Genomic DNA, 23,547 nt, shown 5'->3' on the forward strand with positions numbered 1-23,547 from the left:
GGCGTCGCGGCCGCGGCACCCGGCGCAGCAGCCGCGGCGGGCGCGGCCGGCTTGGCGCCGTCGGCGCCTTCTTCTTCCGTCGTTTGCTTACGCAGCTTCACGTCCATCGAAAAATCGTAGGGCATGCGCTTCTCGCTGCTGCTCTTCTTGATCTCGGTCTTGCGCAGGTCCGGATGGCCGAGCCAGGGCGAGGCCTCGACGTTGCGCATGTAGGTCGCGACGCTGGCATTGGACTGGGCCACGCCTTCGAGCGTGAGGATGTCGCCGACCTGCTTGAGCGAGGTCAGACGCACGCCTTCGGGAATCGTGTGCACGAGCTCGTCGAACATGTGCACCATCTGCGACCGGCTGGCCTGCAGCTGCTCGATGACCTGCTTGCGCCGGAGCAGCTTGTCGCGCGTCTTGTCGAGCTCCTTGATCTCGTCGAGCTTCTTCTCGACTTCCTTGATCTGGCCCTGCAGGTAGGTGTTGCGGTCGATCTGATTCTCGATGCGCGCGTTCATCCAGGTCATCGCGCCGATGAACGCGGCGACGCCGGCGGCGCCGGCCATGCCCAGCATGACGAGGAACTCGCGTTTGCGCACCGCGCGCCGTTCGGCGCGCCAGGGCAATAGATTGATTCTTGCCATCAGTCGAAGCTCCTCAGCGCAAGCCCGCAGGCAATCATCAACGCCGGCGCATCCTGGGCCAGCGTCTGCGCCTGCACGCGGGAGGACAGCGACATGTTCGCGAGCGGATTGGCTACGACGCTCGGAACCCCCAGTTGCTCTTCCACCATGTCCGCGACGCCGGCGATGGACGCGCAGCCGCCGGCCAGGACCACCTGATCGACCTTGCTGTATTCGCTGCCGGCGAAGAAGAACTGCAGCAGGCGGCTGATCTGCTGGACCATGGCTTCCTTGAACGGCTCCAGCACCTCGATCTCGTAGGACTCGGGCAGGCCGCCCTGGCGCTTGGCCAGACCGGATTCCTCGTAGGAGAGGCCGTAGCGGCGCATGACCTCGTCGGTCAGCTGCTTGCCGCCGAACACCTGTTCGCGCGAATAGATCGTGCGCTGGTTCTTCAGCACGATCAGGGTCGTCATCGTGGCGCCGACGTCGACCACGGCCACCACCGCGTCCTTGGACACGGCGAGCTGGTCGGCGATCAGCTTGAATGCGTTCTCCATCGCGAACGCTTCGACGTCGACGACCTTGGCGCTGAGCCCGGCCAGGTCCAGCGCGGCGACGCGCAGGTCGACGTTTTCGGTACGCGAGGCGGCCAACAGCACGTTGACCATGTCGGGGTTGTCCTTGACGGGCCCCAACGTCTCGAAATCAAGGCTGACTTCCTCGATCGGATAGGGAATGTACTGGTTCGCCTCGACCTGGATCTGCCCTTCGAGGTCTTCCTCGGACAGATCGGCCGGCATCGGGATCACCTTCGTGATGACCGCCGAGCCTGCCACGGCGGCGGATGCGAACTTGGTCTTGGAGCCGGAACGCCCCAGGGCGCGGCGGATCGCCTCGCCGACGGCCTCGACCTCGACGATGTTCTTCTCGACCACAGCATTGGGCGGGAGCGGCTCGACCGCGTAGTGTTCGACGCGGTAGCGGCCACCCGACTGACTGAGCTGCAGGAGCTTGACCGCCGTCGAACTGATGTCCACCCCAATCAGCGGCGGCGCTTTCGGACTGAACAGGCCCACATTTTTCCCCTTCCCACGCGCTCTTACGAGCGAAAGATGCGCAGTGACATTAAATACGAAACTTAACCAAATGGCAACGACCCGAAGAATATTCTCCAAGACGCTGAAATACCATGGGATTTGTCACACAAAGCGGACCGGGGCGCGAAAGATTTGGCTATCGGCGCAAGCGGGGCAGGATCTATACTCTGGCCCTACTTGGGTCGACTTTGACTGCCATCACATTCCCGGTTCATGATGCGCGTTTTCCTTCGCTTGGCCCGCTATGCGCTGTACCTCGCGCTTACCGGAATCGTGCTCGGCTGCCTGGCGATCGGTGTCGCCTACTGGCTGATCTCCCCTCGCCTGCCTTCGGTCGAAACCCTGCGCGACGTCCGCCTGCAGGTGCCGCTGCGAGTCTACACCGCCGATGACAAGCTCATCGCGACGTTCGGCGAGACGCGGCGCATCCCGGTCGCGATCGAGAACGTCCCGGCCAAGGTCAAGAACGCGTTCCTCGCCGCCGAGGACGCCCGCTTCTACGACCATCCCGGTTTCGACGTGCAGGGCATCTTCCGCGCCGTCTGGCATCTCGTGCGCACCGGCGGCGACAAGGGTCCCGGCGGTTCGACGATCACCCAGCAGGTCGCGCGCAATTTCTTCCTGAGCCCGGAACAGACCTACACGCGCAAGATCTCCGAGCTGTTCCTGGCCATGCGCATCGAGCGCGCGCTGAGCAAGGACGAGATCCTTTCGCTGTACCTCAACAAGATCTTCCTCGGCCACCGCGCCTACGGCGTCGGCGCCGCCGCCGAGTTCTACTACGGCAAGACCCTGGAACAGCTCGATCTCGGCGAGTGCGCGATGCTGGCCTCGCTGCCGAAGTTCCCGTCCACCGGCAACCCGCTGTACAACCGCAAGCGCGCCGAAGAGCGCCGCAACTACGTGCTCGCACGCATGCTGGAGAACAACTTCATCAGCGAGGCCGAGATGAAGGCGGCCATGGCCGAGCCCGACAAGGCCTATGCCCACGAGCCGCCGATCGAGGTCGAAGCGCCCTACCTCGCCGAAATGGTCCGCGTCGAAGCGCTCGAGCGCCTCGGTGCCGATGCACTGACCGACGGCTACAACATCAGGACCACCCTGGACAGCCGCATGCAGGACGCGGCCAACCAGGCCGTGCGCAATTCGCTGATCGACTACGACCGCCGCCACGGCTACCGCGGCGCCGAGGCCCACGTCGACCTGACCGCCGACGCGACGCCTGAAGTCTATGCGCGCGAACTGGCGAGCTTCCGCCCGCTGGCCGGCCTGATCCCGGCGCTGGTCACGGAAGCTGGCAAGGATCACGCCCAGCTCTACCTGGCCGACGGCCAAGCCGTCGTGCTCGACAAGAAATCCGTCGAATGGGCGCGCCCCTACCAGAGCGAGAACAGCCGCGGAGCCGCGCCGAAGAGCGTGGATGCCGTGGTCAAGGTCGGCGACATCGTCCGCGTCGCGCGCGGCGACGAGGAAACCTGGACCTTGGCCCAGCTGCCGGCGGCGCAGGCCGCGCTGGTTTCGCTGGATCCCGACGACGGCGCGATTCGCGCGCTCGTCGGCGGCTTCAGCTTCGGCCGCAGCAAGTTCAACCGTGCGACGCAGAGCGCGCGCCAGCCGGGCTCGGGCTTCAAGCCTTTCCTGTACGCCGCGGCGTTCGAACACGGCTTCACGCCGGCCTCCATCCTCAACGACGCGCCGCTGGTCTTCCCGGACCCGTCGCGTCCCGACGGCATCTGGGCGCCGTCCAACGACGACGACAAGTTCGAAGGCCCGATGCGCCTGCGCGAGGCGCTGGTCAAATCGGTCAACCTGATCTCGGTGCGCCTGCTCGACGCGATCGGCGTGCGCTATGCGCGCGAGTTCATCACGCGCTTCGGCCTGCCGCTGGAGGCCATGCCGGAAAATCTGTCGATGTCGCTGGGCACGGCCTCGGTCGCGCCGCTGATGATGGCGCGCGGCTACGCCGTGTTCGCCAACGGCGGCATGCTGATCGATCCCTACTTCGTCGCGAGCATCCGCGACCGCGACGGCAAGGACGTCTACATCGCCCAGGCTGCACGCGCCTGCCGCGGCTGTCCGGAACGCCTGCTCGACGACGCGCGGCTCGCGCGCGAGTCGACCCCGCCGGCGCTGCCGAACACGCCGGTCGCGACCGCCACGACGCCGAGCAGCAGTCCGCGCTTCACGCCGATAGCCAGTGCGAATGCGGCCACCGTGCCGGCGACGGCGACGACCGCGGAACCCGGCAAGCCGCGCCTGGCGCCCCGCACCCTGGACGTGCGCACGGCGCATCTGGTCACCTCGCTGATGCGCGACGTGATCCGCCGCGGCACCGGCCGCGCGGCAATGGACCTCAAGCGCAACGACCTGGCCGGCAAGACCGGCACGACCAACGAACACCGCGATGCCTGGTTCAGCGGCTTCAACGACCAGCTCGTGACGAGCGTCTGGGTCGGCTTCGACGATTTCAGCTCGCTCGGCCGCGGCGAATTCGGCGCCAAGGCCGCGCTGCCGATATGGATCGACTACATGCGCGTCGCGCTCGACGGCAAGGCCGAGACGCCGTTCGTGCCGCCGCCGGGCATCAGCACCGCGCGCATCGATCCGGCCACCGGCTATCTCGCCTCGAGCGACGACAGCAGCGCGATCCTCGAGATCTTCAAGAGCGAGGACATCGAACGCCTGAGTGCGCCGCCGCCGGAATCCGCCGTCGACGAAAGCCACCAGGGCGAGGCCTACGACATCTTCTGATGGCGCAGCGCCGCCCGCACAGCCGCCGACCCGCCGACGACCGGCGCGACGATCAGCGCCAGCGCATCGCCGCGGAAGCCGCGCGCCTGATCAGCGAGCTCGGCCTGCGCGACTACCATCAGGCCAAGCTGCGCGCCGCGCAACGGCTGGGCATACAGGACGAGCGCCATCTGCCGCGCAACACCGAGATCGAGACGGCACTGCGCGACTACCAGCGCCTGTTCGGCGGCGAGGAACGGCTGGCCCATCTGCGCCGTCTGCGCGAAACCGCGGTGGAAGCGCTGCGGTTCTTCGCGCGCTTCGAACCGCGCCTGGTCGGCGCCGTGCTCGACGGCACGGCCGACCAGCATTCTGCAGTCAGCCTGCATCTGCACAGCGACGATGCCGACAGCCTGACCCTGTTCCTGACAGAGCATGGCATCCCGTACGACCAGATCGATCGCCAATTGCGCTGGTCCGCCGACGAGGCCGAGCGCTTCGACGCGTACCGCTTCAGCGCTGACGACGTGCCGGTCGACCTGACCCTGCTGCCGCTGTCGGCGCTGCGCCAGGCGCCGCTGGACCGCATCGACGGCAAGCCCATGCGCCGCGCGACCCTGGCCGCGGCGCAGCAGCTGCTGCAGGACGGCGACCCGTAGGTCCGCTGTAAGCCGCAGGCGAGCTGCAACACCGGAAGCTCCGCGCCCACGGAGAACGGCGATCGAAGGAGCTTGGCGCAGTGCGCCGGGTCTTTCGGCAGAAGCCTTTCGACGCTCAGGGCGCCGCGGTGTTGCGGCTCGCGGTGCTCGCCGCACCTCGCGCGCTATATACCCCCTGCGCCCGCGTCGCCGAACCCGGCGCCAGGGCAGCATCAACGAAAAACCCGGCCGAAGCCGGGTTTTTCGTTTCCGCGGAAGCGGAACGGATCAGCGCTGGTCGGCGGCGACGTAGTCGCGCGGCGTGGCACCGGTGTAGATCTGGCGCGGACGGCCGATCTTCGCGTCCGGCGTCTCGTGCTGTTCGAGCCAGTGCGCGACCCAGCCGGCCGTGCGCGCGATCGCGAACATCACGGTGAACATCTCGGTCGGAATGCCGAGCGCCTTGTAGATGATGCCCGAGTAGAAGTCGACGTTCGGGTAGAGCTTGCGTTCGACGAAGTACGAATCCTTCAGCGCGGCCTGTTCCAGCTCCATCGCGACGTCGAGCAGCGGATCGTTGACGCCGAGCTCGCCGAGCACCTTGTGGCACATCTCGCGGATGATCGTCGCGCGCGGATCGAAGTTCTTGTAGACGCGATGGCCGAAGCCCATCAGGCGGAAGCCCGAGTTCTTGTCCTTGGCGCGTTCCACGGCCTTGCCGACGTTCTTCGCGTCGCCGATCTCGGCGAGCATCTTGAGCACGGCTTCGTTCGCGCCGCCGTGCGCCGGGCCCCAGAGCGCGGCGATGCCGGCGGCGACGCAGGCATACGGATTCGCGCCGGTCGAGCCGACCAGGCGCACGGTCGAGGTCGAAGCGTTCTGTTCGTGGTCGGCGTGCAGGATGAACAGCAGGTCCAGCGCCTTGGCCGCGACCGGGCTCATCTGCAGCGGCTCGCTCGGCACCTCGAACATCATGTGCAGGAAGCGCGAGCAGTATTCGAGGTTGTTGCGCGGATAGCGGATCGGCCAGCCGATCGAATAGCGATAGGCCGCGGCGGCGATCGTCGGCATCTTGGCGATCAGGCGGATCGCCGCGAGCTTGCGCTGGGCCGGGTCGTTGATGTCGAGGGAGTCGTGGTAGAACGCGGCGAGCGAGCCCACCGCGGCCATGCACATGGCCATCGGATGCGCGTCGTAGTGGAAGCCCTGGAAGAAGTTCTTCAGCGACTCGCGCATCATCGTGTGATGCGTGACTTCGTGCTCGAACTTCGCGAATTCGTCGGCCTTCGGCAGCTCGCCGTTGATCAGCAGATAGGCGACTTCGAGAAAATTGGAATTCTTCGCCAGCTGCTCGATCGGGTAGCCGCGATACAGCAGCACGCCCTGGTCGCCGTCGATGAAGGTCACGGCGCTCTTGGTCGCGGCCGTCGACATGAATCCCGGATCGTAGGTGAAGTAGCCGGTGTCCTTGTTCAGCTTGCCGATGTCGAAAGCGGGATCGCCCATCGTTCCAGAAACGACCGGCAGCGAGGTCGAACGGTTGGACGCAGCATCGGTGAGGGCAACGGTCTTGTCGGACACGGCAAACTCCTGGTCGCAGTACGGGCCGGGACGGTTTCCGTCGCCGGCAGGTGCGCAGCCGGCAGGGCCGGAACGCGCGCGGTAATGCGCAATTATCGCACAGGCGTTTGAATCGGAAAGCCGGCGGCCGGACGGCCGCGGGCATGGGACGTTGCGACTTTCGTCCAGTGGCACCGGAGCGCCGCGTCTGTCCGCGACGCGGCGCCGGCACGAACGAAAACGCCGACCCGAAGGTCGGCGTTCGTTACCGCGGCGGCGGCTTCCGGGGCGCGGCTCAGGCCGCGCGGCGGATCACTTCTTGGCGGCGTAGCGACGGTTGAACTTGTCGACGCGACCACCGGTGTCGACGATCTTGTGCTTGCCCGTATAGAACGGGTGCGAAGCGCTGGAAATGTCGACCTTGATCAGCGGGTAGTCCTGGCCGTCTTCCCACTTGATCTTTTCCTTGCTCGTCATCGTCGAGCGGGTCAGGAACGAGAAGTCGGTGGTGACATCCTGGAACACCACCGGGTGGTACTTGGGATGAATGTCGGCTTTCATGGTGGCTCCAGAAAGAAACGTAGGCGGAAAAGAGCGGCATGGTAGCGTCCGGATAGCCCCCGGCGCAAGCCCGGCGCGCGCGAGGAAGCCTCGGGACGGCTGCCGCGGGACCGGGCCACTGGCCGTCTCCGATTAACGCTCGCGTAGCGAGTCTGGACGCAGATGCCGGCGGCGCCGCGGGGCTGCGGCATAATCCTGCGCCCCAAAAGGAATTTCCCTGCTGATGAGCTCCTGGTCGCGACTGCTCGTGTGCTTGCTGGTGCTGTTGTCCGCACCGTCGCTCGCGGCCGAGGATTCGCTGCAGGCCTGGCGCGAGAAGCATACCGAGATCCGCGTCGCGCCGGATCCGGAGTTCGCGCCGATCGACGGCCTCGACGGCAACGGCCAGCAGGTCGGCCTCGCCGCCGATTACCTGCGACTCGTTGCGGAACGCTCGGGGCTGCGTTTCCGCGTCGTGCCGGTCAAGAGCTGGAACGATGCGCTGCAGGCGCTGCGCGAGCGCCGCGTCGACATGCTCTCCAGCGCGTTCGCCTCGCCGGAACGCAACGAGATCGCCCTGTTCAGCGCCGCCTATCTGCGTCTGCCCTGCGCTGCGTTCGTGCGCCGCGGCGTGAACGGCCTGGAACGGCTGGACCAGATCGAGGCCCATCGCATCGCCGTGGCCGAGCAGCACGTCTGTCACGAGGCGCTGAGCCGGCTCGCGCCGAAGGCGCAGATCCAGCCGTATCCGTCGACCGCGCGCGCGCTGGCCGCGCTGCTCCAGGGCAAGGCCGACGTGCTCGTCGGCGACCTCGTCACGGCCCAGGCGGCCGCCAACCGCAGCGGCGTGCGCGACCAGCTCGTCGTGCTCGGCCAGATCGGCAGCGACGAAGCGCTCGGCTTCGCCGTGCGCAGGGACTGGCCCGAGCTCAAGCAGATCCTCGACACGACCCTGGCCGGCATCGGCGTCGCCGACGAAACGCGCCTGCGCCAGCGCTGGCTCAAGGATCTGCTGCCGGAAGCCGCAAACGGCAACGCGACCGGGGCCGACTCGCTGCCGCCGGCCGTCTCGCCGGCGATCAAGGCCGCGCGGCAGGCGCTTGCCGAGGCCAAAGGCACCGACGCGCTGCAGACCGAAGCGATCAAGACCCTGCTCGACGCCGCGCAGAGCGACGACGAGCAGGCGAGCGCGCTCGTCGAGGAACTGCGCAGCCTGCGCGCGACCGCGACCACGGCCGGCGCCGATGCCGAAGCCCTGGAGCAGCAGCTGCTGCGCGACAACACCGCCGACCTGCTGGCCTGGCGCGCGAGCCTGTCGGAACGCGCAAGTGTGACCCAGCTCGAGGCGCAGCGCAGCGACGAACGCGCGGCGCTGGCCGATGCCCAGGCCGACGTGACCCAGCTGCAGCAGCGCGTCGCCGGCCAGCACGAGCGTCCGGCGCAGATCCGCGACGAACTCAAGCAGGCCCAGGCCGACGCCGAAAAGGCCGGCACGGCCGCGGCCGCCGAGAAGGACGCCGCTGCGCCGTTGGCCGAAGCGCAGCGGCTGCGCCGCCGTGCGGCGCAGCGACTGGCCGTCGTCCGCATCGCGAAGCTCGAGGAGGAACTGCGCAGCTACGAGCCGCGCGTGCGCCTGGAATCGGCCAAGCTGCGGCTGCGCCAGCGCGAGGTCGGCGAGCGCCAGCACAAGGTCGACGCGCTGCAGAGTCTGATCCTCGACCGCACGCGCGCGGTCGCGCTGAGCCTGAGCTCGCGCCTGCAGGACGAGGCGGCCGAGCTCGCCGAAGGCAACCCGGTGCTGCGCGACGTCGCGCGGCAGAACGCGGCCTACGGCCTGGAGCTCGTGCAGCGTGTCGCGCATCTGGCCGAAGTGCGCGAGAGCCGCGACACCTATGCGCGCCAGCGCCGCGAAACCGCGCTGGCGCTGAAGAACACCAGCGAGCGCGTGAAATACAGCGGCGTCAGCGAGGCGGTCGGCCTGGTGCTGCTGGCCGAGCGGCGCAAGCTGCAGCCCGTCGCCGTGCTCAAGCGCAAGCTCGCGACCCTGCAGACCGAACTCGCCCAGACGCGCATCGCGCTCGTCGAGCTGCGCGAGACCGGCGAACTGCTGGCCGATCCGTCGGTGCCGGTCGCGGCCGAGCTCAAGCGCCTGCCGCCCGATGCGGCCGACGCCGGCGGCCCGCTGCGCCAGACCCTGTACCGGCTGTTCGCGACGCGCGCCGAAGTCGTGCCGCAACTGAGCCTCGTGCAGAACCGCCTGGCCGACAGCCTCGCCGACGCCGAGCAGGAGCTGTCCGGCCTGGTCAAGGACACGGCCACCCTGCGCGACCTGCTCGACGAACGCCTGCTGTGGACGCCGAGCCACGCGCCGCTGGACCGGCGCGCGCTCAGCGAGGCCGCACGCGGCGCCGTGGACATGGTGCAGCCGACGCGCTGGTGGGATGCGCTGCGCCAGAGCGCGCGCGTGGCCTGGACGCGCCCGCTGCCGGTGCTGCTGGGTCTCGGCATCGCGATCGGCCTGTGGGTCTGGCGCCGCCGCGTGCCGGCCAAGCTGGACGAACTCGCCCAGCCGACCCGGCGCATCCGCACCGACCGCTACCGGCTGACCGGCCAGGCGCTGCTGCTGAGCCTCGTCGCCGCCCTGCCCTGGCCCGTGCTGGTCTGGGTTCTCGCGCGGCTGCTCGCGCGCGCCGGCGAAGCCGGCTATGCCTTCGCCGATGCGCTGAGCCTCGCGCTCGGCGAGCTCGTCGCGCCGCTGTACGCGCTCGAACTGCTGCGCTGGTTCAACAGCGACAAGGGTCTCGCCGCCGCGCATTTCCGCTGGTCTCAGGGCCGGCGTCAGGCGCTGGAGCTGCTGCGCCGCTGGATGACCATGGCGTTCCTGCCGGTGCAATTCTTCCTTTCTCTCTATTTCCTCTATGGCGAGCAGCTCGCCAACGCCGACCTCGCCCGTCTCGTGTTCATCGCCGCGAGCCTGATGCTGGCCTGGCTCGCCTGGCGCCTGCTCGCGCCGGGCGCGCTCTGGGTGCAGCGGGCGAGCAGTCCGAACGAACCGCAGCGTCTGCGCCGGCTGCTGCGCCTCGTGCTGACGGTGTATTCGCTGGGCCTCGGCGTGCTCGCAGCCGCGGGCTATTTCCTGACCGCGATGGCGCTGGCCGCGCACCTGCTCGAATCGGCGATCGCGTTCTTCGCGATCAGCGCGCTGAACGGCATGGCCCTGCGCTGGCTGTCGCTCGGCGAACGGCGGCTCGCGCTCAAGCGCATGGAGGACAAGCGCGGCGAACAGACCGCGCGCGACGACCCCGACCTGGAGTCGCGTCCCGAATTCGCCGCCGAAGCCGAGCAGATCACCCTGGCCAGCATCAACCAGCAGACCCGCCGCCTGCTGCGCGCGCTGACCGTCGTCGCGCTGGCCGGCGTGCTGCTCTGGGTCTGGCAGGACGTGACGCCGGCGCTCGGCTATCTCGGCGACATCGGCGCCTGGAAGACGACCTACGTCGCCGACGGCAAGAACGTGACCGTGCAGGTCACCCTGCGCTCGCTGCTGTTCGCCTCGGTCGCGCTGATGCTGACCTGGATCGCGACGCGCAACATTCCGGGCCTGCTCGAGATCGGCGTGCTGCGCCGGCTCGACGTCGACGCGCCGACGCGCTACGCGATCACCGCGGTCGCGCGCTACGCGCTGGCCATCGTCGGCAGCGTGTTCGGCCTGTCCCTGCTGGGCCTGCGCTGGGGCCAGCTGCAATGGATGGCCGCGGCGCTGACCGTCGGCCTGGGCTTCGGCCTGCAGGAGATCTTCGCCAACTTCGTCTCCGGACTGATCGTGCTGTTCGAGCGGCCGATCCGCATCGGCGACGTCATCACGATCCGCGGCATCGAAGGCACGGTCACGCGCATACGCACGCGCGCGACGACCATCGTCGACTGGGACAACCGCGAGGTCGTGATCCCGAACAAGACCTTCATCACCGACCAGTTGACCAACTGGACCCTGAGCGACACGATCACCCGCGTCGTCGTCAAGCTCGGCGTGGCCTATGCCAACGATCCGGAACAGGTCCGCGCGCTGCTGCTGGAACTCGCGCGCGCGCACCCGAAGGTGCTCAAGGAACCGGGACCGAACTGCTGGTGCGTCGCGCTGAGCACCGGCTCGCTGGATTTCGAACTGCGCGTGTTCGTCGGCGCGACACTGGAACGCAGCGCCGTGCGCAACGACCTGCACGCGGCGATCCTGCGCGAATTCCGCGCGCGCAACATCCCGTTCTCGCTGACGCCGCAGATGGACGTGAACCTGCGCCAGCTGGCGCCGCCGGCGGAGAAGCCGGCGGGCGCGTGACCTGCGGAGGCGCGACGGCCGCGTCGGGCCGTCGGCAGGTCATGCCGCGCCGAGCGCCGCGGCGATCAGGGCCTCGAAGCGCGCCTGATCGAGCTCCAGCACGATGCGCGCATTCGCCGGCTTGCCGTTGCGGCCTTCCCAGTCGACCACGGTCGCGCCGCGCGTGAGGCTGCCGTCGAGTTCGATCGCGACATGACGGTGTTCGGCGCGCGTGACGCAGTCCGGGTCGAGCACGACGGCCATGGCCAGCGCGTCGGCCAACACGAGGCCCGGACGGCCGCGTTCGCGCATGAAGCCGCGGATCTTGCGCGAGATCGCGTCGTAGAAGCGCGCGCGCGCGTCGCCGGCGGCGAGCCAGGACTCGAAGCGCTCCAAGGTGATGCCGTGGCGCATCGTCGCTTCCCAGTCGACGAGCTCGAACTGCGGCCAGCCGGAGAACACGATGTGCGCGGCCTCCGGATCGAAGCCGATGTTGAATTCGGCCGGCACCGTGGTGTTGCCGCGGCCGGTGACCGCGCCGCCCATGATCACGAGGCGCGCGACGCGCTGCGGCAAGGTCGGGTCCAGGTGCAGCGCGAGCGCGAGATTGGTCAGCGGCCCGAGCGCGACGAGCGTCAGTTCGCCGGGCCGCTCGCGGGTCAGGCGGATCAGCGCGAGCGCGCCGTGCTCGGCTTCGGCCTGCCGCTGCGCCGAGGGCAGGCCCGCGTCGCCGAAGCCGTCGGCGCCGTGCACGAACGCCGCATCGTCGGCCGGCCGCACGAGCGGCTCGGCGGCGCCGGCATGCACCGGCGTCGCGGCGGCGACGAGTTCGGTCAGGCGCAGCGCGTTGGCGACGGTATGGCCGAGGCCGACGTTGCCGGCCGCAATGGTCAGCGCCGCGACATCGGCCCGGTCATAGGCCATCAGCAGCGCGAGGGCATCGTCGACGCCGGGATCGGTGTCGATCAGCAGAACCTGTTTCATGGATGTCCTTGTGGCGTTCCGCGGCCACAATCCGGCGCGGATTGACCGGTCAGCATAACGCGAATCGTCCCGCCGGGCGGGCGGACGGAACCCGCTCGACGCCCCTCGGTCTGGCGCGAACCCCCGCCGGCCGGCGGCGCCGGTCACGCGCCCGGCTCGAATCGCCGGGAATCGCCGGACGGGACCCGTCCGCTCAGCGCGCGGAATCGCGCGGGCTCACTCGAACGAGCCGGAGAACAGCAGCTGGCTGTCCCATTCGACGTGATCGAAATGGCAGTAGCTGTAGCCGGGTTCGGCCGCGGTGGTCTGGCGATGGATCAGCGAGACCCAGGCCGCGCCGCTGCGCAGCGGCGCCGTGCGCGTGATTTCGAGCGTCTCGAAGCCGGCGTTGTTCGTCGTGTTCGCGACGCTCGCGGTCAGCAGCAGGCCGGCCGTGGTGTTGCAGTCGGGCTGGTTCAGCACCTCGATGCGCAGCTCGCAGGAAGCGTTGGCCTTGAGCTGCGGCGACACGGCCGCGCGCAGGGTGAACGGTCCCGGCGCGAGCCTGACGCACTGCGCCCAGAAATCCTCGCGCGCGCCGCTGCGGAAGTTGCGCACGCGGCCGCTGCCGGCGACCGGCGAACCGATGGCGGCGTCCCAGACCAGTTCCCCGCCGGTGCCGCTGTCGAGATACCAGCGCCAGTTCGTCGGCGCCGGCGCGGTGACCGGATCGGTATCGAAATCGGGATTTCGCAGCACCGCGAGCGGCGGCGGCATTGGTTCCATCCAGGCGGCGGCGAGCAGCAGACTGGCTAGGGCTTGCATGGCGGGCGCTCCCCAGTGAGGCGCCGGCACTATAGCGCGGCGCCGGCCGGGCCATCGTCGACGGTTGTCGCAGTCCTGACGCCGCAGGTCGGCTCAGGCGCCGGCGTAGCGGGCTGAAGCGCCGATCCAGCGTGCGACGATGCGGTCGGCCAGGCCGGCATGGCCGGTCAGCAGCGCCTCGCCGATGCGCTGCACGTCGGGCAGCAGCGCAGCGTCGCGGCGGATGTCGGCGACGCGGAATTCCAGCCGGCCGGTCTGGCGCGTGCCGAGCATCTCGCCGGGGCCGCGCAGCTCCAGGTCTTTTTCGGCGATGCGGAAACCGTCGCTGGTCTCGCGCATGACTTCCAGGCGCGCCCGCGCCAGCTGCGACAACGGCGGCTGGTAGAGCAGCACGCAGTTGGACGCGACGTGGCCGCGGCCGACGCGGCCGCGCAGCTGGTGGAGCTGGGCCAGACCGAGACGCTCGGCATTCTCGATGACCATGAGGCTCGCGTTCGGCACGTCGACGCCGACCTCGATGACCGTGGTCGCGACGAGCACGGCGATCTCGCCGGCCTTGAACGCGTCCATCAGCGCGGTCTTTTCCTTGGGCTTGAGGCGACCGTGCACGAGGCCGACCTTGAGCTCGGGCAGCGCGGCGCTGAGCTCGACGTGAGTCACCTCGGCGGCCTGCGCCTCCAGCAGTTCGGTCTCCTCGATCAGGGTGCAGACCCAGTAGGCCTGATGGCCCTGCAGGCAGGCCGCACGGATGCGCGCGATGACGTCGGCGCGCCGCGCGTTGGCGACGACGACGGTCGTCACCGGCGTGCGGCCCGGCGGCAACTCGTCGATGATCGAGACGTCGAGATCCGCATACGCCGTCATGGCCAGGGTGCGCGGGATCGGCGTGGCGGTCAGCACGAGCTGGTGCGGCACACGCTCGCCTTCGCGGCCCTTGTCGCGCAGAGCCAGCCGCTGATGCACGCCGAAGCGGTGCTGCTCGTCGATGATGGCCAGCCCGAGCTGGCGGAACGCGACGCCCTCCTGCATCAATGCATGCGTGCCGACGACCACGCCGGCGCCGGCGGCCACGGCATCCAGCGCGGACTTGCGCGCGCGCCCCTGCACCTTGCCGGCGAGCCAGACCACGTCGATGCCGAGCGGCTCCAGCCAGCCGCGCAACGTGCGCAGATGCTGTTCGGCCAGCAGCTCGGTCGGCGCCATCAGCGCGGCCTGATGGCCGGCCTCGACGGCGCTGAGCGCGGCCAGCGCGGCGACGACGGTCTTGCCCGAACCGACATCGCCCTGGACCAGCCGCAGCATCGGTTCGGAGCTGCACAGGTCGGCCGCGATCTCGGCGCCGACGCGGCGCTGCGCCGCGGTCAACGCATAAGGCAACGCGGCGAGCAGGCGTCGGCGCAGGCTGCCGTCGCCGGCCAGCGGCGGCGCGGCCTGGCGGCGCACGGCGTTGCGCAGCTGCTTGAGGCTCAGGTGATGGCTCAGCAATTCCTCGAACGCGAGCCGCTGCTGCGCCGGATGCACGCCGGCCAGCAGCTGCGCGACGTTCGCATCCGGCGGCGGCCGGTGCACGAACAGCAGCGCTTCGCGCAGCGACGCCAGGTCGAGGCCGGCGCGCAGCGAGGCCGGAATCAGTTCCAGCGCCGCGTCGTCGGGCAGGCGCTGCAGCGCGTGCTGGATCAGGCTGCCGAGCCGGCGCTGGCCCAGCCCTTCGGTCGTCGGATAGACCGGCGTCAGGGTTTCCTCGACCGCCGCCGGCGCGTCGTCGGCCAGGCGCTGGTACTGCGGATGCACCATTTCCAGGCCGTTCTGGCCGCGCCGTACTTCGCCGTAGCAGCGCAGCCGCGCGCCGGGCTTGAGCTGGTCGGCCTGGGCGCCGCGAAAGTGGAAAAAGCGCAGCACCAGCGTTTCCTGCGAACCGTCGCTGAGCGCGACGCGCAGCTGCGGCCGGCCGCGGAAACCTCGCTGCACCGCGTCGACGACGCCTTCGACCTGAGCCGGGTCGCCTTCGCGCAGGTCGGCGATCGGCACGAGGCGCGTGCGGTCCTCGTAGCGCAGCGGCAGATGAAACCAGAGATCCTGCAGCACGGTCATGCCGAGCCGCGCGAGAGTTTCGCGCAGCGCCGGTCCGACGCCGGGCAGTCCGGTCAGCGGCTGCAGTCCCGCTTCGGTGGGCATGCCGACCTTGCGCGGACGCGGCTCAGCCGCGCACGAGCACGAGGTCGACCTCGACCTGCGCGCCGCGCGGCAGGGACGCGACGCCGATCGTCGAGCGCGCCGGGAACGGCGGCTGGAAATATTCGGTCATGACCGCGTTGACCGCGGCGAAGTTGGACAGGTCGGTCAGGTAGATGCCGACTCGCACGACGTCGGAGAAGCTCGCGCCGGCGGCTTCGATCACCGCCTTGAGATTGTCGAACACGCGATGCGCCTGCACCGCGGCGTCGCCGGCGACGAGTTCGCCGGTGGCCGGGTCGAGCGGGATCTGGCCCGAGGTATAGATCGTGTTGCCGACCTGCACGGCCTGGGAATACGGGCCGATGGCCTTGGGTGCGGCGTCGCTGGCGATCACGGTGCGGGACATGACTCATCCTCGAGGAGTGGGCGAGTCGGCGATTCTAGCGACGCGGCGCGGCAGCGGCTAATGCGCCGCGATGCGCGGCCGCAGCGCGGTTGCGGCACGGCAGCGCCGCGGGCGCTCAGACCGGGTGACGGTAGACGCCGTGCACGACGCCGAGCCGGCGCACGCGCCGCATGACGTCGGCGAGGTGCTTGCGGTTGCGCACCTCGATCGTGAACACGATGATCGCCGACATCACGCCGCGATCCTGGTACTCCACGTTCTCGATGTTGGAATTGCTCTCGGCGATCGCCGCGGCGACCGAGGCCAGCACGCCGGGCTTGTTCTGGATGTCCACGCGCAGCTCGCATTTGTAGTCGCCGCTGACGTCGCGGTCCCACTCCATCGCGATGCAGCGCTCGGGCGACTTGCGGAACTCGGGCACGTTCGGGCATTCGATCCGGTGCACGACGATGCCCTTGCCGGCCGACATGAAGCCCATGATGTCGTCGCCGGGCAGCGGATGGCAGCAGTTCGCGAACGTCAGCACGCCGCGCTCGGCGCCGGTGATGCGGATGCTCTCGGCCGTGCGCGACGCGCGCAGCCGCGTCTTGCCGCCCTTGAGACGCAGCAGCTGCGTGGCGACGTGCTCGGCGACGCGGTTGCCGAGCGCGATGTCGGCCAGCAGTTCTTCGAGGCGGCGGAACTTCTGCTCGGCCAGATAGCGGTCGAGCACCTCGCCCGGAATGCCTTCGAGCGAGATGCCGACCTGGTCGAGCGCGCGGTCGAGCATGCGATGGCCGAGCTCGACCGCATCCTCGTGCTGCAGACGCTTCAAATGGTGGCGTATCGCCGTGCGCGCCTTGGCCGACACCACCCATTCCAGCCACTGCGGATGCGGCTGCGCCGACGGCGCGGTGATGATCTCGACGGTCTGGCCGCTGACCAGCCGCGTGCGCAGCGGCGCGAGCTTCCTGTCCACGCGCGCGTGCACGGCATGCTGGCCGACCTCGCTGTGCACGGCGTAGGCGAAATCCAGCGCGGTCGCGTTGCGCGGCAGCGCGAGAATGCGGCCCTTCGGCGTGAACAGGTAGACGTCGTCGGGAAACAGGTCGACCTTGACGTTCTCGATGAATTCGAGCGACGAGGCCGTGCGCGCCTGGCTGTCGACGAGGCCTTCGACCCACTCGCGCGCGCGCGACTGCGCCGCATTGCCCTGGCCGCCGCCGGATTTGTAGGCCCAGTGCGCCGCGACGCCGCGCTCGGCGACCGAATCCATTTCCTCGGTGCGGATCTGGATCTCGATCGGCGCGCCGAACGGTCCGAACACGACCGTGTGCAGCGACTGGTAGCCGTTGACCTTCGGAATCGCGATGAAGTCGCGGAAGCGCGCGTCCATCGGCTTGTACAGGCCGTGCACGGCGCCGAGCGCGTGATAGCAGCGCATGACGCTGTCGGTCACGACGCGGAAGCCGTAGACGTCCATGACCTGGGCGAAGGATTTGTGCTCGTTGCGCATCTTCGTGTAGATGCTGAACGGCGATTTGATGCGGCTGACCACGCGCGCGACGATACCTTCGGACGCGAGCCGCGCCGCGAGCGCAGCCTCGATCTTGCCCATGGCCTCGCGCCGGTTGCCCAGGGTGCTCTTGATCCGCGTCTCGATGACGCGGTGGCGGTCCGGATACATCGCGCGGAAGCCGAGCTCCTGCAGCTCGCCCTTGAAGCGGTTCATGCCGAGGCGCTGGGCGATCGGCGCGTAGATCTCCAGCGTCTCGCGCGCGATGCGCCGGCGCGCGGAATGCTCCATCGCGCCGAGCGTGCGCATGTTGTGCAGGCGGTCGGCGAGCTTGATCAGGATCACGCGCAGGTCGCGCGCCATCGCGAGCAGCATCTTGCGGAAGCTTTCCGCGGCGGCTTCCTGGCGGCTCTTGAACTGCAGCTTGTCGAGCTTGGTCACGCCGTCCACGAGCTCGGCGACGGGTTCGCCGAATTCGGCCGCGAGCTCCATCCGCGTCAGGTCGGTGTCCTCGAGCGTGTCGTGCAGGATCGCGGCGATGATGGTCTCGTGGTCGAGACCGAGGTCGGCCATGATCGAGGCCACAGCGACCGGATGCGTGATGTACGGCTCGCCGCTCTTGCGTTTCTGATCCCGGTGCGCGTGCGCGCCCACTTCGTAGGCGCGACGCACGAGAGCGACCTGCGCCAGCGGCAGATAGCCCTGCAGCTTTTCTTCCAGCGCGCGAACGTAGGCGGGAGGATCGCTCACCGCCGGCGCCTGCTGCGGGATCAGGGCCGTATCCACGAGGTGCTCCGCTGGAAGTAGTGCCGGCGGACGCCGGCCGGGATGGAGGTATTACAGATCGTCGCCGCCGCCCTTGAGGTCGTCGTCGACTTCGGCGGCCGCCCATTCCAGGGCTTCGCGTTCGGCGCGTTCGCGTTCGAGCTTGTCGACCTGTTCGATCAGCGCGTTGTCGACCTTGCCTTCGGCGATCTCGCGCAGCGCGAGCACGGTGGGCTTGTCGTTTTCGGCGCTGACGAGAGAGTCGGCGCCCTTGGCCAGCTGACGCGCGCGCTTGGTCGCCATCAGCACCAGTTCGAAGCGGTTGTCGACGACCTGCAGGCAGTCTTCTACGGTTACTCGGGCCATATGAACCTCAAAATCAAAAAAATCAGACGCTTGTATGCCGGCATTGTAGCCGGCCCGGTTGCGGCCGCGCAAACCGCGGCTGTAACCGGGCCGTGATCCCGGTGTAAACTTCCGGGTTCGCGCGCATCCGGGCGGCCCTCGCCGCAGCCTGTTTCGAGCACGCGGGTCGGATGCCCGACCCGGCTTGATTCTGCGAAGATCGGCCCGACCTGTCGCCCGCGCCCCGCTCCGCAGGAAGCCGTCCGCATGCCCTCTCGATCGCGTTGCACGTCGCTGAAGCCGCTGGTACTGGTCGCCTTCAGCGTTCTGCTGGCCGGCTGCACCATCGCCAAGCCGCGTACCGACGATCCGTGGGAGCGCTGGAACCGCAAGGCCTACGCGTTCAACGAGACGGCCGACCGCGCGGTGATCCGCCCGGTCGCCGTCGGCTACCGCAAGGTCACCACCCCGAACATGCGACGCGTGCTGAGCAACTTCTTCAGCAACCTGCGCATGCCGATCACGATGGTCAACAACCTGCTGCAGGGCCGGCCCAAGGACTTCACGCGCAGCACCGGCCGCTTCCTCGTCAACACGACCCTGGGCCTGGTCGGCTTCTTCGACCCGGCCAGCCAGATGGGGCTGAAACTGCAGGAGCAGGACTTCGGCACGACCCTGGCCAAATGGGGCGTGCCCGACGGCCCCTACCTCGTGCTGCCACTGCTCGGCTCGACCACGGCCCGCGACGTGTTCCGCTTCCCGGTCGACCGCTTCTTCGATCCGCTGGCCTGGTACGCGAGCGACCGCGACCTGAAGTACAAGGCCCAGTACATGCCGACCTGGCTGTTCCTGGTGACGCTGCGCTCGCGCGGCATCGACGCCGAAGGCCTGCTCGAAGGCGTCTACGATCCCTACGTGTTCTATCGCGACGCGTACCGCCAGCAACGCGTCTACCAGATCTACGACGGCAACCCGCCGGTCGAGGTCATCGAGCAGCTGCAGGGCGTCGGCGACGATTTCGATCCGGAAGAGCTGCTCGAAGAACAGAGCCGGGTCAACAAGCCGAACCCGCCGCGAGACGCCCAGCCCGAAGGCTGATCGCGCGCGGATCCGCTGCGCTCGGGGCGCAGCGGTGACTCGGGAACAGAGGATTTCCGCGCTGCCGATCGTCGGCGCGCGTCCTTCGCCGCGACAGGCTAGGCGCTCAGTCCGAGCAGTTCCTCGACTTCGCCGAGCTGGGCCAGTGCGCGCAAGGTCGGCGGCAACGCCCGTATCGCGACGTCGACGCCGCGCGCGCGGCCGGCGCGGCGCAATGCGATCAGCACGGCCAGTCCGGCGCTGTCGGCGGCGGTCACGCCGGCCAGATCCAGTGTGGTCACGTCGCCGCGGGCGACCGCGGGACGTGCTTCGGCCAGGGCTCGCGCCGCCGTCGCGAAGACCAGGGCGCCGGACATCGCGAGCACGCCCGGCGCCGGAGCGGACAGCTGCAGTTGCGCGGCGGCGCTCATTACTTGGCGTTCTTCTCGAGGCTTTCGAGCGCCTTGTCGCCCTGGGTCTCCAGGCGCGTGATCAGCTCGTCGAGGCTGGACTTCGCGATTTCCGCCGAGACCTGGTTGCGGTAGTTCGTCACGTAGGAAATGCCTTCGATGATGACGTCGTAGGCTTTCCAGTCACCGTCCTTGGTCTTGCGGAACGCGTAGTCGACCGGCACCCGCTTGCCGTCGTCGAGGATGACTTCGGTGCGCACCAGCGAACGCTTGTCGTTGAGTTCGCCCTTGTACGGCGAGATGTCGATGCGGCCGCGCGTGTAGTTGAGCAGGCCTTCGGCATAGCGGTGAGCGATGGAGTTGTAGAACGCCTTCGCGAAGCGCGTGCGCTGCTCGGGGGTCGCGCTGCGCGCGTTCTGGCCGAGCACGAGAATGGACGCGTAGTCGATGTCGAAATGCGGCAGGACGATGCCGTCGATCAGCTTGATCAGCTTGTCGCGGTCGTTACGCAATTCGTCCTTGCGTCCTTCGAGGGCCTTGCCGAGGTCGTCGGCGATGCCCTGCACGACGGCGTTCGGATCGGCCGGAGCGGCCTGGACCGCGGGGAAGGCCGTCAGCAGCAGCGCGGCGAGCAGCAGCAGTTTGCGCAAAACGCTCATGGATTCACCTCAATGTGTCTCGGGTTCGGGGGTTGCGGGCTTGGCGGACTTGTCGCCGCCCGGCGCGTCGCCGCCGCCTACGAGGTATTTGCCGATCAGCTCTTCGAGCTGCATGGAACTCTGCGTCAGGATGATCTCGTCGCCGTCCTTGAACATCTCCGGCGACCCACCCGGCTTCAGCGCAACGTACTGATCGCCCAATAAACCACTGGTGAACACCGCCGCCGCGGAATCGTCGGGCAGCTGGTCGTACCGTTTGTCGACCGCGAGCGTCACGAGCGCCTCGAGCCGGTCGGGCTCGAGCTGGATGCCGCTGACGCTGCCGATGCGCACGCCGGCGATCTTGACCGGCGCGCGCAGCTTGAGCTGGCCGACGTTCGTGAAGCGCGCCTTCAGCGCATAGGTCGCGCCCTGCCGGTAGTTGGCCAGGCTCGTGGTCTGCGTCGCGAGGTACGCGAGCGCCGCAAAGCCCAGCAGGATGAAAAGGCCGGTGCCGATCTGGTGGGAACGTCGTTGGGTCATTGGCATCACTCGCGCCGCATCACATCAGGAACGCCGTCATCAGGAAATCGATGGCGAGGGTAAGAATCGAGGAATAGACCACCGTGCGCGTCGTCGCATACGCCACGCCTTCGCTGGTCGGCGCCGTGGAATAGCCCTGGAACGTCGCGACCAGGGTGACGACGCCGCCGAACACGGCGCTCTTCCAGACGCCGTTCATGACGTCGGTCCAGACGTCGACGGCGCCGGTCATGTTGGACCAGAAGGTGCCGTTGTCCAGGCCGAGCCAGCTGACCGCGACTGCATGCGAGCCGAGAATCGCCAGCGCATTGAAGATGCTCGCGAGCAGCGGCATCGCGATGATGCCGGCGAGGAAGCGCGGCGCGACGACGTAGGCCAGCGGATCGACCGCCATCATCTCCATCGCCGCGAGCTGGTCGGTCGCGCGCATCAGGCCGATCTCGGCCGTGATCGACGTGCCCGCGCGGCCGGCGAACAGCAGCGCCGTGACGACGGGGCCAAGCTCGCGGTACAGCGCGATCGCCACGACCGTGCCGACGGAGGCCGTGCTGCCGAAGCGCGACAGCACGTCGTAGAGCTGCAGGCCGAGCACGAGGCCGATGAACAGGCCGCAGGTCATGATGATGACGAGGCTCATCGCGCCGACGAAGAAGACCTGGCGCACGGTCTCGGCGAAATAGCGCAGGCTGCGCGGCACGGCCGCGAGGACCTGCAGCAGGAACAGACCGAGCGCGCCGATCTGCGCGAGGCCGTCGCCGATCAGGCTGCCGCGGGCGGGTTTGTCGCTCATGCTTTCACCTGCGCGAAGCCGAGGTCGGCCGCGTAGTCGCGCGCCGGATAATGGAACGGCACCGGTCCGTCGGCTTCGCCGCCGAAGAACTGGCGCGTCCAGTCGGTGTCGCCGCGGACGAGTTCGTCGGGCGCGCCGTGGGCCGCGATCTTGCCGGCGGCGAGCAGATAGATGTGGTCGGCGACGCGGCGCACCGCCGAGAGCTCATGGGCCACGACGATGCTGGTCAGGCCGAGGGTCTGGTTCAGCACGCGGATCAGCTTGAGCACCTGGTTCAGCGCGATCGGGTCGAGGCCGACGAACGGCTCGTCGTAGATCAGCAGCATCGGGTCGCGCACGATCGCGCGGGCCAGCGCGACGCGGCGCGCCATGCCGCCGGACAGTTCCGCCGGCATCAGGTCGGCGGCGCCGCGCAGGCCGACGGCCTGCAGCTTCGGCAGCACAATGTTGCGGATCAGCTCTTCGGGCAGACGCGCATGCTGACGCAGCGGGAACGCGACGTTCTCGAACACGCTGAAATCGGTCAGCAGCGCCGAGTTCTGGAACAGGTAGCCGATGCGCTCGCGCAGCTCGAACAGACCGTCGCGGTCGAGCCGCGCGAGATTCTGTCCGTCGACGACGATCTCGCCGGCGTCCGGCACGAGCTGGCCCGTAATGTGGCGCAGCAGCGTGGTCTTGCCGGTGCCGCTCGGGCCCATGACCGCGGTGACGCGGCCGCGCGGGATGTCGAGATCGACGCCGTCAAAAATCACTTTTGCGCCCAGCCGCGTATGCAGCCCGCGGATGCGGACGAGCGCATCGGTTGACGCTGGGGAAACTTCGCTCATCGGAGGGCCGGCGGGATTCGGTCGGGACAAACCGCGCTACCTTAAGCCATGCCCGGCGGCGGCGGAAGCGGGCGCATTCAGTCCTGTTTCAGCAGATCGGCGATCTGCGCCTCGTGTCGCACGAGCTGCTTTTCGCTGCGCAGACGCTGACTCGTCACGATGGCCTGCAGTTCCGCCAGCGCGGTCGCGAAGTCGTCGTTGACGATGATGTAGTCGAACTCGCGACAATGGACCATCTCGGCGCGGGCCTCGGCCGTGCGCCGCGCGATCACCGCCTCGCTGTCGGAGCCGCGCGAGCGCAGCCGGCGCAACAGTTCCTCGCGCGACGGCGGCAGGATGAAGATGCTGACGCAGGGCAGCTTCTGCCGTACCTGCTGGGCGCCCTGCCAGTCGATTTCGAGCAGTACGTCGTGGCCGGCGGCGAAGCGCTCGGCGACGGTCGCGCGCGAGGTGCCGTAGAGATTGCCGAATACCTCGGCATGCTCGAGAAACGCGCCCTTGTCGATCAGCAGCTCGAACTCGGCGCGCTTGACGAAGTGATAGTGGATGCCGTCCTTGTCGTTCGGCCGCGGCGGCCGCGTCGTGTGCGAGATCGACAGCACGATGCCGGGCTCGCGTTCGAGCAGCGCGTTGACCAGGCTGGACTTGCCCGCTCCCGAAGGCGCCGCGACGATGAACAGGGTGCCGGGCATCGTGACCTACCCGAGGTTCTGGACGCGCCCGCGAGGGCAGAACACAACTGACTGATCCGGCATGACTTTCCCTCGACCCCTCAGCGATCCACCGCGACTTCTCCG

The 23,547-nt window shown here is 68.7% G+C and carries 20 protein-coding genes; 4 read left to right on the forward strand and 16 right to left on the reverse strand.

Annotated elements, in window-relative coordinates; all coding sequences use genetic code 11:
• Positions 1–629: PilN domain-containing protein (locus NON22_RS01660; protein ID WP_257385155.1), on the reverse strand; the 629-nt coding region annotated here is incomplete at its 3' end.
• Positions 629–1,687, reverse strand: coding sequence for a pilus assembly protein PilM (locus NON22_RS01665; protein WP_257385184.1), 1,059 nt, complete (start codon positions 1,685–1,687; stop codon positions 629–631). The genes NON22_RS01660 and NON22_RS01665, both read right to left, overlap by 1 nt.
• A gap of 237 nt (positions 1,688–1,924) precedes the next feature.
• Between NON22_RS01665 and NON22_RS01670 the strand changes: the two genes are divergently transcribed.
• Positions 1,925–4,459, forward strand: a complete 2,535-nt coding sequence (locus NON22_RS01670; protein WP_257385156.1) for a penicillin-binding protein 1A — start codon at positions 1,925–1,927, stop codon at positions 4,457–4,459.
• Positions 4,459–5,097 (forward strand): hypothetical protein, encoded by a 639-nt coding sequence (locus NON22_RS01675; RefSeq protein ID WP_257385157.1) that lies wholly within the window; start codon positions 4,459–4,461, stop codon positions 5,095–5,097. The genes NON22_RS01670 and NON22_RS01675 overlap by 1 nt, the downstream gene beginning before the upstream one ends.
• Before the next feature lie 267 nt (positions 5,098–5,364).
• Here the strand turns inward: NON22_RS01675 and NON22_RS01680 are convergent, their stop codons facing one another.
• Positions 5,365–6,657 carry a citrate synthase gene (locus tag NON22_RS01680; RefSeq protein ID WP_257385158.1) on the reverse strand — a complete coding sequence of 431 codons (1,293 nt, stop codon included), beginning with the start codon at positions 6,655–6,657 and terminating at the stop codon, positions 5,365–5,367.
• Between the two features lie 291 nt (positions 6,658–6,948).
• Positions 6,949–7,197 carry a type B 50S ribosomal protein L31 gene (locus NON22_RS01685; RefSeq protein WP_257385159.1) on the reverse strand — a complete coding sequence of 83 codons (249 nt, stop codon included), beginning with the start codon at positions 7,195–7,197 and terminating at the stop codon, positions 6,949–6,951.
• Positions 7,198–7,420: 223 nt separating this feature from the next.
• Here NON22_RS01685 and NON22_RS01690 point away from each other — a divergent pair, with 223 nt between their 5' ends.
• Entirely contained in the window at positions 7,421–11,512 is a 4,092-nt protein-coding gene (locus NON22_RS01690; protein ID WP_257385160.1) for a mechanosensitive ion channel domain-containing protein, read from the forward strand.
• 39 nt (positions 11,513–11,551) lie between these two features.
• On the opposite strand, the gene NON22_RS01695 is transcribed toward NON22_RS01690, so the two are convergent.
• The 6 genes from NON22_RS01695 to rpoZ form a co-directional block, all read right to left on the reverse strand.
• Entirely contained in the window at positions 11,552–12,475 is a 924-nt protein-coding gene (locus NON22_RS01695; protein ID WP_257385161.1) for a nucleoside hydrolase, read from the reverse strand.
• Between the two features lie 216 nt (positions 12,476–12,691).
• On the reverse strand, positions 12,692–13,279 hold the full coding sequence (locus tag NON22_RS01700) for a hypothetical protein (protein ID WP_257385162.1): 588 nt from the start codon (positions 13,277–13,279) through the stop codon (positions 12,692–12,694).
• A gap of 93 nt (positions 13,280–13,372) precedes the next feature.
• A complete protein-coding gene (gene recG, locus NON22_RS01705; RefSeq protein ID WP_257385163.1) occupies positions 13,373–15,454 on the reverse strand; it encodes an ATP-dependent DNA helicase RecG in 2,082 nt (693 codons plus the stop codon).
• Between the two features lie 22 nt (positions 15,455–15,476).
• On the reverse strand, positions 15,477–15,860 hold the full coding sequence (locus NON22_RS01710) for a RidA family protein (protein ID WP_257385164.1): 384 nt from the start codon (positions 15,858–15,860) through the stop codon (positions 15,477–15,479).
• A gap of 115 nt (positions 15,861–15,975) precedes the next feature.
• On the reverse strand, positions 15,976–18,141 hold the full coding sequence (locus tag NON22_RS01715; protein WP_425507946.1) for a RelA/SpoT family protein: 2,166 nt from the start codon (positions 18,139–18,141) through the stop codon (positions 15,976–15,978).
• A 51-nt stretch (positions 18,142–18,192) separates the two neighbouring features.
• Entirely contained in the window at positions 18,193–18,486 is a 294-nt protein-coding gene (gene rpoZ, locus NON22_RS01720) for a DNA-directed RNA polymerase subunit omega (RefSeq protein ID WP_257385165.1), read from the reverse strand.
• A gap of 246 nt (positions 18,487–18,732) precedes the next feature.
• On the opposite strand from rpoZ, the gene NON22_RS01725 reads away from it, so the two are divergent.
• Positions 18,733–19,563, forward strand: a complete 831-nt coding sequence (locus NON22_RS01725; protein ID WP_257385166.1) for an MlaA family lipoprotein — start codon at positions 18,733–18,735, stop codon at positions 19,561–19,563.
• A 98-nt stretch (positions 19,564–19,661) separates the two neighbouring features.
• Here NON22_RS01725 and NON22_RS01730 read toward each other — a convergent pair whose 3' ends face one another.
• The 6 genes from NON22_RS01730 to gmk all read right to left on the reverse strand — a co-directional run bounded on the left by NON22_RS01730 (position 19,662) and on the right by gmk (position 23,442).
• Complete coding sequence (locus tag NON22_RS01730; RefSeq protein ID WP_257385167.1) at positions 19,662–19,973, reverse strand: STAS domain-containing protein; 312 nt, start codon at positions 19,971–19,973, stop codon at positions 19,662–19,664.
• Positions 19,973–20,611: an MlaC/ttg2D family ABC transporter substrate-binding protein gene (locus tag NON22_RS01735; protein WP_257385168.1), complete on the reverse strand. Its 639-nt coding sequence runs from the start codon at positions 20,609–20,611 to the stop codon at positions 19,973–19,975. The genes NON22_RS01730 and NON22_RS01735 overlap by 1 nt, the downstream gene beginning before the upstream one ends.
• A 9-nt stretch (positions 20,612–20,620) precedes the next feature.
• Positions 20,621–21,133 carry an outer membrane lipid asymmetry maintenance protein MlaD gene (mlaD, locus tag NON22_RS01740; protein ID WP_257385169.1) on the reverse strand — a complete coding sequence of 171 codons (513 nt, stop codon included), beginning with the start codon at positions 21,131–21,133 and terminating at the stop codon, positions 20,621–20,623.
• A 19-nt stretch (positions 21,134–21,152) separates the two neighbouring features.
• Complete coding sequence (mlaE, locus tag NON22_RS01745) at positions 21,153–21,923, reverse strand: lipid asymmetry maintenance ABC transporter permease subunit MlaE (RefSeq protein ID WP_257385170.1); 771 nt, start codon at positions 21,921–21,923, stop codon at positions 21,153–21,155.
• Positions 21,920–22,750, reverse strand: coding sequence for an ABC transporter ATP-binding protein (locus tag NON22_RS01750; protein WP_257385171.1), 831 nt, complete (start codon positions 22,748–22,750; stop codon positions 21,920–21,922). Before NON22_RS01750 ends, mlaE begins: the two co-directional genes overlap by 4 nt.
• 77 nt (positions 22,751–22,827) lie before the next feature.
• Positions 22,828–23,442 carry a guanylate kinase gene (gmk, locus tag NON22_RS01755; RefSeq protein WP_257385172.1) on the reverse strand — a complete coding sequence of 205 codons (615 nt, stop codon included), beginning with the start codon at positions 23,440–23,442 and terminating at the stop codon, positions 22,828–22,830.
• Positions 23,443–23,547: the final 105 nt, after the last annotated feature.

It is taken from the genome of Tahibacter caeni (genome assembly GCF_024609805.1).
Classification (GTDB): Bacteria; Pseudomonadota; Gammaproteobacteria; order Xanthomonadales; family Rhodanobacteraceae; genus Tahibacter; species Tahibacter caeni.